General features: G+C 72.0%; 10 protein-coding genes and 3 pseudogenes. 10 read left to right on the forward strand and 3 right to left on the reverse strand.

The window, feature by feature from the left end; genetic code table 11:
* Positions 1–171 precede the first annotated feature (171 nt).
* A complete protein-coding gene (locus ACH4XV_RS41115; RefSeq protein WP_395798487.1) occupies positions 172–1,242 on the reverse strand; it encodes a hypothetical protein in 1,071 nt (356 codons plus the stop codon).
* A 399-nt stretch (positions 1,243–1,641) separates the two neighbouring features.
* On the opposite strand from ACH4XV_RS41115, the gene ACH4XV_RS41120 reads away from it, so the two are divergent.
* On the forward strand, positions 1,642–2,331 hold the full coding sequence (locus ACH4XV_RS41120; protein ID WP_395798489.1) for a 2-phosphosulfolactate phosphatase: 690 nt from the start codon (positions 1,642–1,644) through the stop codon (positions 2,329–2,331).
* Positions 2,332–2,397: 66 nt separating this feature from the next.
* Here the strand turns inward: ACH4XV_RS41120 and argG are convergent, their stop codons facing one another.
* On the reverse strand, positions 2,398–3,846 hold the full coding sequence (gene argG, locus ACH4XV_RS41125; protein ID WP_395798491.1) for an argininosuccinate synthase: 1,449 nt from the start codon (positions 3,844–3,846) through the stop codon (positions 2,398–2,400).
* Between the two features lie 130 nt (positions 3,847–3,976).
* Between argG and ACH4XV_RS41130 the strand changes: the two genes are divergently transcribed.
* From ACH4XV_RS41130 to ACH4XV_RS41165, 8 genes and pseudogenes are all read left to right on the forward strand, one after another.
* Positions 3,977–4,411 carry a VOC family protein gene (locus tag ACH4XV_RS41130; protein WP_395798493.1) on the forward strand — a complete coding sequence of 145 codons (435 nt, stop codon included), beginning with the start codon at positions 3,977–3,979 and terminating at the stop codon, positions 4,409–4,411.
* A 466-nt stretch (positions 4,412–4,877) separates the two neighbouring features.
* Positions 4,878–5,258, forward strand: a pseudogene (locus ACH4XV_RS41135) (fatty acid--CoA ligase); the annotation flags it as partial.
* Between the two features lie 159 nt (positions 5,259–5,417).
* Positions 5,418–6,156: pseudogene (locus ACH4XV_RS41140) on the forward strand (beta-ketoacyl synthase N-terminal-like domain-containing protein); the annotation flags it as partial.
* Between the two features lie 229 nt (positions 6,157–6,385).
* Positions 6,386–6,700 (forward strand): annotated as a pseudogene (locus ACH4XV_RS41145) (acyltransferase domain-containing protein); the annotation flags it as partial.
* An 82-nt stretch (positions 6,701–6,782) separates the two neighbouring features.
* Complete coding sequence (locus ACH4XV_RS41150) at positions 6,783–7,880, forward strand: thioesterase domain-containing protein (protein WP_395798495.1); 1,098 nt, start codon at positions 6,783–6,785, stop codon at positions 7,878–7,880.
* A gap of 280 nt (positions 7,881–8,160) precedes the next feature.
* Positions 8,161–9,228, forward strand: coding sequence for a tartrate dehydrogenase (locus ACH4XV_RS41155; RefSeq protein WP_395798497.1), 1,068 nt, complete (start codon positions 8,161–8,163; stop codon positions 9,226–9,228).
* Positions 9,225–10,139 (forward strand): alpha/beta fold hydrolase, encoded by a 915-nt coding sequence (locus ACH4XV_RS41160; protein WP_395798499.1) that lies wholly within the window; start codon positions 9,225–9,227, stop codon positions 10,137–10,139. The genes ACH4XV_RS41155 and ACH4XV_RS41160 overlap by 4 nt, the downstream gene beginning before the upstream one ends.
* Positions 10,136–11,266 (forward strand): M20 family metallopeptidase, encoded by a 1,131-nt coding sequence (locus tag ACH4XV_RS41165; RefSeq protein ID WP_395798501.1) that lies wholly within the window; start codon positions 10,136–10,138, stop codon positions 11,264–11,266. The genes ACH4XV_RS41160 and ACH4XV_RS41165 overlap by 4 nt, the downstream gene beginning before the upstream one ends.
* A 34-nt stretch (positions 11,267–11,300) precedes the next feature.
* Here ACH4XV_RS41165 and ACH4XV_RS41170 read toward each other — a convergent pair whose 3' ends face one another.
* Entirely contained in the window at positions 11,301–12,071 is a 771-nt protein-coding gene (locus ACH4XV_RS41170) for a TetR/AcrR family transcriptional regulator (RefSeq protein WP_395798503.1), read from the reverse strand.
* A 189-nt stretch (positions 12,072–12,260) separates the two neighbouring features.
* Between ACH4XV_RS41170 and ACH4XV_RS41175 the strand changes: the two genes are divergently transcribed.
* Positions 12,261–13,982: a peptide ABC transporter substrate-binding protein gene (locus tag ACH4XV_RS41175; RefSeq protein WP_395798505.1), complete on the forward strand. Its 1,722-nt coding sequence runs from the start codon at positions 12,261–12,263 to the stop codon at positions 13,980–13,982.
* Positions 13,983–14,010 lie beyond the last annotated feature (28 nt).

Consider the following 14,010-nt stretch of genomic DNA (forward strand, 5'->3'; position numbering starts at 1 on the left):
CACCCCCCAGGTCATGCGTTCGACAGGGGGCAAAAGCCATGCCGGACCCGGAGGCCAGGAGCCCCATTTCAGGACCACGAAAAAGGTAACGGGGCGGGTGACCTGGGAGTGCGGGTGACCCGGGCGGCCCGGGCGGTCGAGGCGACCGGGCGGCCCGGATGGTCTGCGGGGTCAGCCGAGCATGCGGGTGGTGCTCGGAGGGCGGTTCTCCAGCATCGTGGCCTCCCACGGCTCGAAGGCGACCGGCTGCTTGGGCTGCCGGGAGTTCGGCAGGTCGATCTGTCGGGCGAGGAACGCCGCCGCGCACAGGGTGGTGATCGAGCCCGCGCCCAGGGCGATCAGGCCCGATGTGTCGAGCCACGCGGCGGCCTGCCGTCCGGCGGTCAGTTGCGGTACGACGGCGGTGGCGATGGTGGCGCATCCCGCCGCCAGGGCCGCCAGACGCGCGTTCCGGCCGGCGCGTACGGAGGTCAGTCCGGCCAGGAACAGGCAGGTCAGCGCCACTGCGGCCAACCACGCGGCGGTGTACGGAGGCGTGCGGAAGGTCGCTGGAATCGCGCTGCCCAACGCCACCCCGGAGACCGCCAGACCCGCCGCCGTGACCCACCGCAGGCCCGCCCCTCCGGCCGCGGCCGAGCTCCGCGGCGCGGATTCGGGCGCGAACGTGGCGGTGCCTCCCGGTGCGTGCGGGTCGGACTCCGTGGCGGGCCCCCCGTCCTGCGCGGCGTAGGTGGGGTTCCGCAATAGATCCGTCAGCAGTACCAGATCGCTCACCGGCCGCGTCATCGCCGCTTCCCGCAACGCGTCGTCGGCGGCTGTTCCCGAACCGTCGTCCAGGATCGTGATCATCCGGGCGAGATCCGGGACCGACCGATGCGTGGCCGCGATGCGGAGCAGCTTGTCCGCCGGTTCGTTGTAGACCCTTTGCGGGTGGCCGGCCGGTTCCTCGATCGGGGCGCTCGGTGCGGGGTGCGCGACGATCGGCGCGGCGGGCTCCGCGACCGCGACCGGGGCCGGAGTCGGAGCCGGCGCGGAGGCGGGCCACGTGGGTGTCGGATCCTCCGGGTCGGCCTGCGGGCGATTCTCCGGACGAGCCTCCGGGCGGAACGGAGGTTCGGTGGGTCGCGGCGGTGTGGCCGGGGTGTCGGGCGGGGTGGCCCACGTCCCGAAACGCCGGGTGGGCGCGGCAGGTTCGTGATGCGTCGGTGTCGGCGTCGGTGATTCGGGATCGAATGGAAACATCACGAACTCTCCCTGAACATGGAACCGGCGGAGCACGCCCGCACCGGACACGTCCCGGTGCCGGGCAACGGCGTGTACCCGCACCGGCGCCCGTTCAGACGCACGGCCCGCCGCCTCGAACCCCCGTGCGATCGGCGCGCCCTCGACGGGACCGACCTCAGCGCACCCGCAGGTGGAAGCGCCGGGAAGTCCCTCTCTTTTCCCGATACGGGGCGGATAGCTTGCCGAGGCTCGTCAAGTGCCCGTCCCGTTCCGGAGGTTGTGCCACGGGTACGCCTGGCCGACCGTCCTGGCCGATTCCCCGGCCAACCACCAGTTCATTTCCTCGCCGGCCCGAACTGACCCCACACCACCGCCCCGGGCATGGTGGCGTCGGGGGGAGTGCACGATCATGTTCGGATGGATGTTCGGTTTCTCGGTATTGGTAACCTGGGTGAAGTCCCGTCCGTGGCGGTCGTGGTCGACGTGATGCGTGCCTTTACCGTGGCCGGCTGGGTCTTTGCCCGGGGGGCGGATCGGATCGTTCTCGCGGAGTCGCCGGCCGAGGCGCTGGCGCTGAAGGCGCGGCATCCGGATTGGGTGGCGATCAAGGATGGTCCGCTCGCACCCGGGTTCGACTTCGTCAATTCGCCGGGGTTGCTGCGATCGGTCGACCTCGATGGGCGGACCGTTGTGCACAAGACCACGGCGGGGACGGTCGGTGCCCTCGCGGTCAAGGACGCGTCGTTGGTGTTGTGCGCCGGCTTCGTGGTGGCGGAGGCGACCGCTCGGCTCCTGCGGGCGCGCGGGAGCGACGGTGTCACGTTCGTGGTCACCGGTGAGGATGGGCGGGCCGATGAGGATTTGGCGTGTGCCCAGTACATCGCTCGCAGAGCCGTCGGGGCCGATACGGATGCCGGCGGGTTTCTCCGCCGAGCCGGTGCGTCGCGCGCCGCCGCCGAGCTCACGGAGGGCGTGCGTCGAGGAGTTCATCCCGATGACGTCGCACTGTGTCTCGAGCTCGACCGGTTCCCCTTCGCCATGGTGGCGGCCTTGGAGGACTCGCTCATGGTTCTGCGTCCCCGTGCGATGGGAGACCGGGCGTCGTAGGTTGCGCGCCGAGTGGGCCCGCCCCTGGAATTCGGTGTTCGGGGCGGGCCCTTGGGTGGGGTGGGGTTAGTCGGTGCCGAGTTCCATGGCTGCTCGGTCGAGGAGTTGGTCGTCGTCGGATACCTCGCCGCGGGAGGCGATGGCTTCCGCGCCGCCTTCCGGCATGTCTTCGATCAGGGCGGTCGGCGGGGCCTGGAGGGCGCCGATGAGGGCGGGGTGGGTGGTGCCGACGATGCCGAGGCCGGCGTACTGCTCCAGCTTGGCGCGCGAGTCGGCGATGTCGAGGTTGCGCATGGTCAGCTGGCCGATCCGGTCCACCGGGCCGAACGCCGAGTCTTCGGTGCGCTCCATCGACAACTTGTCCGGGTGGTAGCTGAAGGCGGGCCCGGTGGTGTCCAGGATCGAGTAGTCCTCGCCGCGCCGAAGCCGCAGGGTCACTTCGCCCGTCACCGCGGAGCCGACCCAGCGCTGCAGCGCCTCGCGGATCATCAGCGCCTGCGGGTCCAGCCACCGGCCCTCGTACATCAGCCGGCCCAGCCGACGGCCCTCGAACTGGTAGTGCGCGAGGGTGTCCTCGTTGTGGATGGCGTTGACGAGGCGCTCGTACGCGATGTGCAGCAGCGCCATGCCGGGCGCCTCGTAGATGCCGCGGCTCTTCGCCTCGATGATCCGGTTCTCGATCTGGTCCGACATGCCCAGGCCGTGCCGGCCGCCGGTGGCGTTGGCCTCCATGACCAGGTCGACGGCGGAGGCGAACCGCTTGCCGTTGATGCTGACGGGGCGGCCCTGGTCGAACCCGATCGTGACGTCTTCGGGGGCGATCTCCACGGTCGGGTCCCAGAACCGCACGCCCATGATCGGCTCGACGGTCTCGACGCCGGTGTCCAGGTGTTCGAGCGTCTTGGCCTCGTGGGTGGCGCCCCAGATGTTGGCATCCGTCGAGTAGGCCTTCTCGGCGCTGTCGCGGTAGGGCAGCCCGTGGGCCACCAGCCACTCCGACATCTCCTTGCGGCCGCCCAGCTCGGTGACGAAGTCGGCGTCGAGCCACGGCTTGTAGATGCGCAGGTGCGGGTTCGCGAGCAGACCGTAGCGGTAGAACCGCTCGATGTCGTTGCCCTTGAACGTCGACCCGTCGCCCCAGATCTGGACGTCGTCCTCCAGCATCGCCCGCACCAGCAGGGTGCCGGTGACGGCGCGGCCGAGCGGTGTGGTGTTGAAGTAGGCGCGCCCGCCGGAGCGGATGTGGAACGCGCCGCAGGCGAGTGCGGCCAGGCCCTCCTCGACCAGCGCCGCCCGGCAGTCGACCAGGCGGGCGATCTCCGCGCCGTAGGTACGCGCGCGGCCGGGCACCGAGGCGATGTCGGGCTCGTCGTACTGGCCGATATCGGCGGTGTAGGTGCACGGGACGGCACCCTTGTCGCGCATCCACGCGACGGCGACGGACGTGTCGAGGCCGCCGGAGAAGGCGATACCGACGCGTTCGCCGGTGGGCAGGGAGGTGAGAACCTTGGACATGGGAAAGATATACAGGATCCCGCATGACTATGCAATTCGGTCTCGTGGCGCGTACGCGCGGCCGGGTCGCCCGGGTGTGCCGGCGGCACCCGCGGGGCCGGTATTCGGGGGCCGTCGCTACGGTGGAGCGATGGCATCGATCAAGAAGTTCCAAGTCACCTTCGACTGCGCGGACCCCGAGCGTGTTGCCCGTTTCTGGTGCGAGGTGTTGGGGTACGTCGTACCGCCGCCGCCGAAGGGGTTCGACACCTGGGACGACTACACGCGCTCGTTGCCGCCCGAGCGCCAGGGTGCGGGGTTCGCCTGCATGGATCCCACGGGCGAGGGCCCGCGCCTGTACTTCCAGCGGGTTCCCGAAGGCAAGGTCGTCAAGAACCGGGTGCATCTCGACGTGCGGGTCGGCACCGGGCTCGTCGGTGAGGAGCGCCTTGCCGCGCTCCAGGCCGAGCGGGTGCGACTGGAGGCGCTCGGCGCGGTATGCGAGCGGGTCCTGCTCGCCGACGAGTTCAACGAGTCGTGCATCGGGATGCAGGACATCGAGGGCAACGAGTTCTGTATCGACTGAGCCTGATCGAGGTGGTGCGCAGGGTTCCTTGTTCCGTCCCTCTGGGTCGGAACGGGGACCCACCGCCTCGATGCGCCGGGGTGCGGGGGAGGGCCTGCCGGCGGACCCGATGTGGGTTTGTTCGGTGTCGGGAGGGAACTCCGTGGAGCGTGTCGTCGTTTTCGGCGGCGGATCGTCTCCGGGAGGTCATGCGGGTGGTTGCGCACGCCGACGTCGTCCGGCCGCTGCCCGAGTTGCTGGGGCGACATGCCCGGCGCTCGGGGGACAGGGTCTGGTTTCGGGACCGCCGCACACGGGTCACCTACCGGGAGTCGCAACGCCGGACCGCGCGGCCGGCCGGTCATCTTGGCGACGGGCCCCGGGGCGAGCGTCCGGGTGCTGCGCGACATCCGGGTCCGGGTCGGCGGCGGGCCCGACGGTTGGGAGGTGGGCGAGGGGGGAGTTGTGGGTCAACGGGCCCGGCGTGATGGTCGGCTACCACGGCAGGCCGGACGCCACCGCCGAGGTATTGCGCGGCGGCTGGTACCGCACCGGCGACCTGGCCACGATCGACGCCCTCGGCAAACTGGCCGTCACCGGCCGGGCGAGCGACCTGATCGTCCGAGGCGGGGTGAACATCCATCCCTCGGAAGTGGAGGCCGTACTACGGCGGTTGCCCGGCGTGGCGGACGCCGCCGTGGCCGGCCGCGCGCACCCCGTCTTCGGGGAGGTGCCGGTGGGCTATCCCGTGCCCGCGCCCGGCGGTCGTGTGCCGGACCGGGGCCGCGTCCTCGCCGCCTGCCGCGCGGAATTGTCCGCCGGCAAAGTGCCCGTCGACCTGTTCGAGGTGGCGGACCTGCCCCGAACCGCGTCGGGCAAGATCCTGCGGCGCGACCTCGCGGGCCTGCCGGCCCGCGCACTGGACACGCCGGCCGCCGGGACGCCGGCGCGAGACCTGACCGCACTGGTGCGCGGCGAGGTGGCGGCCCTGCTCGGCCGTACGCCACGAGCGGTCGAGCCGGACACGGCACTTCGGGACCTGGGCATGGACTCCCTTGCCGCGACCGTGCTGCGCGAGCGGTTGTCGGCGGCGACCGGCCTGCCGCTCTCCGAGGCCGTCGCCTTCGACTTTCCCACCGTCGCCGCGCTCGCCGCCCACCTCGCGGCACAACACGCCGCCACACCGGCCGCCGGCGCGCCCGCGCACCCGCCGGCGGCCCGTCCCGACGACGACCCCGTGGTGATCGTGGGCATGGCGTGCCGCTACCCCGGGGGCGTGACCTCCCCCGAGGACCTGTGGCGGCTGGTGGCCGAAGGCCGGGACGCCATCGGCCCGTTCCCCACCGACCGGGGCTGGGACACCGAGGCGCTGTACGACCCGGACCCCGGGCGGTTCGGGCGGACGTATGTGCGCGAAGGCGGCTTCCTCCTCGGCGCGGACCGCTTCGACCCCGGCTTCTTCGGCATCTCCCCCCCGCGAGGCGTTGGCGATGGACCCGCAGCACCGGCTGCTGCTCGAAGTGACGTGGGAGGCCTTCGAGTACGCCGGCCTCGTCCCCGACACCCTGCGCGGCAGCGCGACCGGGGTGTACGTCGGCCTGATGTACAGCGACTACGCCCGGCGGCTGACGAGGACGCCCGAGCATGTCGAGGGCTATCTCGGCATCGGCAACGCCGGAAGCGTCGCCTCGGGGCGGATCGCCTACACCTTCGGCCTCGAAGGCCCGGCCCTCACCGTGCCCTGTTGTTCACCGACCAGGGCGGCCGGCGCGTCGGCGGGGGCCGTGAACTGTACGCGTCGCGCGATCGGCATCCGGCCTTCGCCGCCGCGTTGGACGAGTGTTGTGCCCTGCTCGACACGGGGTTGCCGGTGCCGCTGCGGGACGTCATGTTCGCCGAGCCCGATACCCGGCGGGCCGCGCTGCTGCGGACCACCCGATTCGCGCAGCCGGCGCTGTTCGCACTGGGGACGGCCCTGTTCCGGCAGTTCGCGGCATGGGGGTACACCCCGACCTGGTCGCCGGGCACTCGGTCGGCGAGGTGACGGCGGCCCACGTCGCCGGAGTGTTGTCCCTCGCGGACGCCTGCACCCTCGTGGCGGCCCGGGGCCGGCTGATGGACGCGCTGCCCCCGGGCGGGGCGATGACGGCGGTGGCCGTCGGCGCGGACGGACTGGCCGCGCACCTCGCCGAGATCGAGGGCGCGGCGGAGATCGCCGCGATCAACGGGCCCACCTCGGTGGTGGTTTCCGGCGACGAGGCCGCGGTGGGGGAGGTCGCCGCGTACTTCCGCGAGCGGGGTCGCCCGGTGACGCCGCTGCGGGTCGGCCACGCCTTCCATTCCGCGCGGATGGAGCCAGCCGCCCACACCTGCGGGGACGCTGCGTTGGGGGGTGCTGGGCGCGGCCGGTACACCGCCGGTGGACGCCCTCGCGCCGCTGGGTTCCGGCGTCCCGGTGTACGCCGACCCGGCGGCGTGCGACGCGTCGTCGGCCGTCGTCGTGGCGGTGTGCCCGCCGTCCGGCACGACCCGGGCCGCGCACGAGATGTCGCGTACGGCGGACTGGGCGCTGACGCTCGTGCGGGAGTGGCTCGCACAACCGCACCTGGCCCGCACCCGTCTGGTGTTCGTGACGTGCGACGCCGTCGACCCGGCCGACGAGGGTGTCCACGCGGACCGCGACGACGCCCGTCCCGGCGCGGCGGCGGCCGTGGCGTCGCACGCCCCCGTGTGGGGCCTGGTCCGGTCGGCGCTGCGGGAACACCCGGGGCGCTTCGCCCTGATCGACGTGGACGACCACCCCGACTCCCACGCCGCGCTGCCCGCGCTCCTGGCCGACTCGGAGCCGGAGGCGGCCGTCCGCCGAGGCACGGTCTACGTGCCGAAGCTGGTGCCACTGGTCGAGGCGGCGCCGAAACGGCGGCCCCGCGACCCGGACGGCACAGTCCTGGTCACCGGCGGGACCGGCTCGCTAGGCATGCTGGTGGCGCGGCACCTGGTCACCGCCCAGGCCGCCGCCGTCCGCGCGGCAGCGGCTGTGGCCGGCGGCCCGGTGGTACTGCTGGGACGGTCGGCCGGCGGCTGGGTGGCCCATGCCGTGGCCGAGCGCCTGGAGTCCGAGGGAGCCGCCCCGACGGCCGTCGTCCTGGTGGACACCTGTCCCCCCGTGCACGGCGACCAGGCTCGGGCGTTCCCCGGGATGGCATCGGACGTGTTGCGCCAAGCGGCGGAGTTCGCCGCCTCCGCCCCCGCCCGGCTCACCGCCATGGCCCGATACTTCGAACTCTTCGCCAACTGGACCCCCACCCCTCTCGCCTGCCCCACCCTGTACGTACGCGCCGAACACCCACTGCCCGACACCGACCCGCCCCCGCAGTGGAGCCTGCCGCACACCGAAGTCACCGTCCCCGGCGACCACTTCACGCTCGTGGACCAACACGCCCACACCACCGCCGAAGCCATCCACACCCGCCTCACCGACTCAGCCTGAGAAGGCCGACAGCAGCGCACGAGCAAGGCGGCCCGTAGCGCGGCGAACGGTGGGCCGTCCGAGCGGCGGGGCCGGGGTGGGGGCGCAACGCGCCGGCACGGGGGCGGGGCGGGGCAGGCGCGGCGCGGCAAGCGGCGCGGGCGCGGGGCGAACGCCGAGGCGGGCGCGAGGCAGAGGCGGGGTCGCCGGCGCCGGCGGGCGTGCCGTGCGAACCTCTAGCAATTCATCGTGGCTATCTCATAGGCTAGGTGCATTGCTAGTGAGAGGGATGGGAGATCGTATGCGTACATATCGGATCGCGGCGATACCCGGTGACGGCATCGGTCGGGAGACCGTGGCGGCTGCTCGGCGCGTTCTCGACGTGTTGTCCGCGACGCACGGGTTCGAACTGTTGTGGACGGAGTACCCCTGGGGCTGCGCGTTCCATGCCGAGACCGGTGCGATGATGCCGAGCGACGGGATCGAGCAGCTGAGCGCCGCCGACGCGATCCTGCTCGGGGCGGTCGGTACGCCGGAGGTTCCCGATCACGTGTCCCTGTGGGGGCTGCTGATCCCCATCAGGCGCGAGTTCGACCAGTTCGTCTCGCTGCGCCCGGTGCGCTCGTTGCCCGGGATCCGTGGGCCGTTGCGCGACGAACGGCCTTTCGACCTGGTCGTGGTGCGGGAGAACACCGAGGGCGAGTACGGCGAGGTCGGTGGCCGGCTGTACCGGGGCCGCCCCCATGAACTCGCGGTGCAGGAAGCCGTGTTCACCCGCATGGGCGTCGAGCGCATCGCCCGCTGCGCGTTCGGGCTCGCCCGTACCCGCTCGGGCCGGGTGGCCTCCGCGACCAAGTCGAACGGCATCGTGCACACCATGCCGTTCTGGGACGAGGTGGTGGCCGAGGTCGCCGCCGACTTCCCCGACGTCGAGCTGACCTCGTACCACGTCGACGCCCTCGCCGCGCTGCTCGTCCTGGACCCCACCCGCTTCGACGTGATCGTCGCCTCCAACCTGTTCGGCGACATCCTCAGCGACCTGACCGCCGCCCTCGCCGGGAGCATCGGCGTCGCCCCCTGCGGCAACATCGACCCCACCGGCCGCCACCCCTCGATGTTCGAGCCCATCCACGGCTCCGCGCCGGACATCGTCGGCACCGGATCGGCCGACCCGATCGGCCAGATCTGGTCCGGCGCGCTGATGCTGGAGCACCTCGGCGAGAAGGAGGCGGCCGACCGCCTCGTCCGGGCCCTGGATCGGGTCGTCGCCGCCGGCACCGTCACCCCCGACCTCGGCGGCACGCTGTCGACGGACGAGGTGTGCGACGCCTTCATCGAGGAACTGCGCCGCTCCGGGACGGCCGCATGACCACGTACCACCCGCCGCCCGGCCTGCGTCGCGTGCGGTCCTCCCGCGACGGCGTGCGGATCAACGCCCTCGTCGGCGGCGACGGCCCCCCGATCCTGCTGCTCCACGGCTACCCGCAGACCTCGGCCATGTGGCACCGGGTCGCCCCGGAGCTGATCGCGGCCGGCCACACCGTCGTGCTGGCGGACCTGCGCGGCTACGGGGACAGCGACAAACCGGCCGACACGCCTTCCCATACGCCCTACAGCAAGCGGGTCATGGCCGCCGACCAGGTCGAGCTGATGCAGTCCCTCGGCTTCGCGCGCTTCGCGGTCGCCGGCCACGACCGGGGCGCCCGCGTAGCCCACCGGATGGCGCTCGATTCGCCCGAGCGGGTGCGGTGCGTCGCCGTGCTGGACGTGGTGCCGACGCTGCACATGTTCGACAACGTCGATCGGGCGATGGCCTCCACCTACTTCCACTGGTTCTTCCTCGCGCTGGAGTGCGACCTGCCCGAGCGGCTGATCCTCGCGGACACCGACGCCTGGCTGCGCAGCCGCTTCGCCGGTCGGCACGCCGGCGGTGCGCCGTTCGACGAGGCGGCGATGGCCGAATACGCGCGCTGCTTCGACCCGGACACGGTGCGCGCGTCGTGCGCCGACTACCGGGCCGCGGCCGGCGTCGACCTGGTGCACGACCGCCGGGACCGCGAACGCGGCCGGGTGATCGAGGCTCCGCTGCTCGCGCTGTGGGGGACGAAGAGCTACGTGGGGCGCTCCTTCGACGTGCGGGGCGTCTGGCGGTCGTACGCGCGCCACGTCGACGCGGTACCGATCGAGGCCGACCACTACCTGTGCGAGGAAGCGCCCCACGAGGTGGCGCGGGCCCTGGCGTCGTTCTGCCGGCCCACCGAATCGGGAGGCACCCGTTGACCACCACGTCCCACGACGTCGACGCCGCGCGCTCCCTGGACCGGCTGCGGCAACTGGTCGAACTGGAGACGCCGTCCGGCCACGCCCCGGGGTTGGACCCGCTGTACGAATTGCTGGCCTCGTGGTCGAGCGGCCTGCTGGGCCGGGCCGAACGGGTGGTCAGCGAAGGGGTGCCGCACCTGTACGTGCACGAGCGGGTCCGCGACCCGGCGCGGGCCCCGGTGCTGCTGCTCGGCCACGCCGACACCGTGTGGCCGCTGGGCACCCTCGCCGAGCGTCCGTTCACCGCGGTGGACGGGCGGGCGACCGGGCCCGGGGTGTTCGACATGAAGGCGGGTCTGGTCACGGCGCTGGACGCGCTGGAGCTGACGGGAGGCGCCGACGACGTGCGGATGCTGGTCACCGGCGACGAGGAGCGCGGCTCGCCCACCTCGCGCGCGCTGGTCGAGGAGGCGGCGGCCGACTGCCGGGCCGTACTGGTCCTCGAACCCGGTCAGGACGGGGCCCTGAAGACCGCCCGCAAGGGTGTGGCGCTGTATCGCCTGGCCGTACGCGGGCGCGCGGCCCATGCCGGACTGGAACCGGAGTCGGGGGTCAACGCCCTGGTGGAGTTGGCGCACCAGGTGCTGGCGATCGACGCCCTCGGCGACACCGGGCGCGGTACGACCGTCACCCCCACCGTCGGCTCGGCCGGGACCACGACCAACACCGTGCCCGAGTCGGCCCATGTCGAGATCGACGTACGGGCCTGGGAGCGGCGGGAGTTGGAACGCGTCGAGCGGGCGCTGGGCGCACTGTGCGCGCGATTGCCCGGGGCCCGGGTCGAACTGGCGGGAGGCATCAACCGCCCCCCGCTGGAACGCGGCATGTCCGTACACCTGTTGTCGGCCGCCCGCAGCCTGGCCCGCGAGCAGGGGCTCGCCGCACTCGGGGAGGCCCGGGTCGGCGGCGCCTCCGACGGCAACTTCACCGCCGGACTGGGCATCCCCACCCTGGACGGCCTCGGACCCGCCGGCGCCGGCGCGCACGCCCGACACGAGTGGGTGGACCTGGATTCCCTCCCGGAGCGCGCGAGGCTGGTGGCCGCACTGATCCGGGCGCCGGCGGTCACCGCGACCGCCGGCTGACACAGGGCACACCGGTCGCCCCGCCCGGGGCGGCTCATTCCTCCGCGTCCGGCGCGGCCCCCTCCTTCGCGGCCCTCGCCTCCCGGGCCTGTGCCGCACGCGCCTCGATAGCGTCGAGGAACAGGTCCACGGCGGTGTCGAAGACCCGGGGGTCGCCGATGTCCCGAAGCTCCCCGCTCATCGCGGCGATGCGCGGATACTTCTCGGCCGGCAGCCTGCGGTATTCCAACTGCCAGGCCAGCGTGTCGCCGTCGCGGGTCTCCGGGTCCAGGACGAGCATGCCCGCCTCCATGCTCGCCAGCGAGCGCACCACGTTGCCGAACACACGCAGGTACATGGCCGCGTCCTCCTCGTCGAGGCCGGCGCGCAACAGCGCGTCCAGGGCGAACTCGACGTTGGCGAACTCGGTGGGCCTGCGGGTGGTGCGCGCGGCCATCTGCACGGCGAACTGCGGGTAGCGCATCAGGTGTTCGTGTACATAGCGGGCCAGCGTGCGCAGATCCTCGCGCCAGGAGTCGGTCGCCTCCAGACGGCCGCCGTAGGAGCGTGCCCGGAGGTCGTCGATCAGCTCCAGGACCAACTGGTCCTTGTCGCGGAAGTGCCGATAGAGCGACGTCGGGTGGGCGTTCACCTCCTTGGCGAGCGACTGGAAGGTGAAGGCGTCCAGCCCGTCCCGGGCGGCGACCCGCTCGGCGGCCTCCAGGATCACCTGGCGGCTGAGGGTGTCCCGGGGCAGTCGACGGCGCCCGGGACCGGTGGTTTTCGCCGGCGCACCGGAGGGTTCCTCGGCGTTCGGGGCACTCATGTGCGGGGTTCCTTCCCGGTAGTCGGCGCCGGTGGGCGCCCTTGTTCCGAGCCTGGCGGAGCCATGGCCACATTTCAAGTCAATCTCATCGGCTAACTCCTAGCCTATGTGTATTGCTATGCCGTTCACGTCTCCTTACCCTTGATCCTCGAGTCCCGGGGACATCCCGTACAGGGAAGGTCGAACACCATGATTCCTGAACGAACCGGCCATCGGCCGCCCAGAGCCCGAAGACTGCGCAACCCCGTGGCCGGTGCCCTCGCCGCCCTGACCGTGCTCGTGGCGACCGCGTGCACCTCCGGTGCGCCGGCGCTGGCGCCGGGGACCAACTCCATCCGCGATGTCCCCGTCAAGGACGGCGGAAGCCTGGTGATCGGCGCCGAACAGGAGCCGGACTGCGCCGACTGGATCTCCACCTGCGCCGGCTCCATCTGGGGCACCTACCTCATGCAGGCGCAGACCATCCCGCAGGTCTTCACCGTCGTACAGCGGGGCAGGGACTGGGTGCCCGTCGCCTCCCCGCTGATGGCCGGCACGCCCACCACCGAGGTGGCGGACGGGCGCCAGACGATCACCTACACGCTCAACCCCGCCGCGGTCTGGTCCGACGGGCAACCCATCACCTCGGCCGACCTGAAATACACCGCGCTGCAGATCCGCGACGGCAAGGACGTCTTCACCCAGACCGGCTACGACCTCATCGACACGATCGCCACCCCGGACGCGCGCACCACGATCGTCACCCTCAAGTCCCCCTACGCCAACTGGCGACAGCTGTTCGGCGCCGAGTACGGCGTCCTGCCCGCCCACCTCCTGGAGGGCAAGGACCGCAACGAGGTGATGAAGAACGGCTACGGCTTCAGCGGCGGGCCGTGGAAGATCGCCTCCTGGATCAGGGGCACCTCCGTCACCCTGGTCCCCAACGAGCGCTACTGGGGCCCCAAACCCCACCTGAACAAGGTGACGTTCCAGTTCACCACCGACACCGCCGCCGAGTTCCAGGCCTTCGCCAGCGGCCAGCTCGACGCCCTGTACCCGACGCCGCAACTCGACGTGCTCTCCCAGATCAACTCGCTCGGCGGCAGCGCCGACATGCAGGTGGAGACCCGTACCGGCAACCTCCAGGCACTGTGGATGAACAACGCCGCGTTCCCGTTCGACTCCAAGGCGGTGCGCGAGGCGTTCGCCTACTCGATCGACCGCGCCGCGATCGTGCGCAAACTCTTCGGCTCGCTGGGCGTGACCGCGCCCGCGCAGAGCTTCCTGTCCCCGCTGGTGTCCGCGTTCGCCGCCGAGGACTTCGCCGTCTATCAACGCGACCTCACCAGGGTCGGACAGATCATGACCGCCGCCGGGTGGACGAAGAACGGCGACGGCATCTGGGCCAAGGACGGCCGCGCCGCACAGTTCACGATCGTTTCCCTCGCCGGCAACCAGAGCCGCGAACTCACCGAGCAGATCCTGCAATCGCAACTGCGTCAGGCCGGATTCAAGATGACCATCAAGAACACCAGCGCCGCGAACCTGTTCGGCAAGGTCGCCCCGGCCGGGGACTTCCAACTCGGACTGTGGAACCTGACCGACACCTTCCCCGAACCCACCCTGGACGCCAGCTTCGGCTCGGGATCCATCCCCGGCGACGCCAACGGCAACTCGGGCATCAACTTCGTGCGCGCGAACATCCCCGGCCTGGACGCGCTGCTCGGCCGGGTCGGCAGCGACGTCGACGAGGCGTCCCGGCTGGAGGCGTCCCGCCGGAGCGAGAAGCTGCTCGCCGAATCCGTGCCGTCGCTGCCGCTCGGGGCCGTGCCCAACATCCTGCTGACCGGCAAGAAGGTCGGCGGCCCGATCAGCATCAACCCCGTCCAGGGCCCGTTCTGGAACCTCGCCGAATGGGGACTGGCGAAATGACCGGCGTCCGACCCCTCGCCGAGGACAT

This window comes from Embleya sp. NPDC020630, assembly GCF_044334985.1.
GTDB lineage: Bacteria > Actinomycetota > Actinomycetes > Streptomycetales > Streptomycetaceae > Embleya.

Excerpts from the sequence above, each read along its gene's own strand:
- ACH4XV_RS41115 (WP_395798487.1), bottom strand. The coding sequence starts at position 1,242 with ATGTTTCCATTCGATCCCGAATCACCGACGCCGACACCGACGCATCAC.
- ACH4XV_RS41120 (WP_395798489.1), top strand. The coding sequence starts at position 1,642 with ATGGATGTTCGGTTTCTCGGTATTGGTAACCTGGGTGAAGTCCCGTCC.
- argG (WP_395798491.1), bottom strand. The coding sequence starts at position 3,846 with ATGTCCAAGGTTCTCACCTCCCTGCCCACCGGCGAACGCGTCGGTATC.
- ACH4XV_RS41130 (WP_395798493.1), top strand. The coding sequence starts at position 3,977 with ATGGCATCGATCAAGAAGTTCCAAGTCACCTTCGACTGCGCGGACCCC.
- ACH4XV_RS41155 (WP_395798497.1), top strand. The coding sequence starts at position 8,161 with ATGCGTACATATCGGATCGCGGCGATACCCGGTGACGGCATCGGTCGG.
- ACH4XV_RS41160 (WP_395798499.1), top strand. The coding sequence starts at position 9,225 with ATGACCACGTACCACCCGCCGCCCGGCCTGCGTCGCGTGCGGTCCTCC.
- ACH4XV_RS41170 (WP_395798503.1), bottom strand. The coding sequence starts at position 12,071 with ATGAGTGCCCCGAACGCCGAGGAACCCTCCGGTGCGCCGGCGAAAACC.
- ACH4XV_RS41175 (WP_395798505.1), top strand. The coding sequence starts at position 12,261 with ATGATTCCTGAACGAACCGGCCATCGGCCGCCCAGAGCCCGAAGACTG.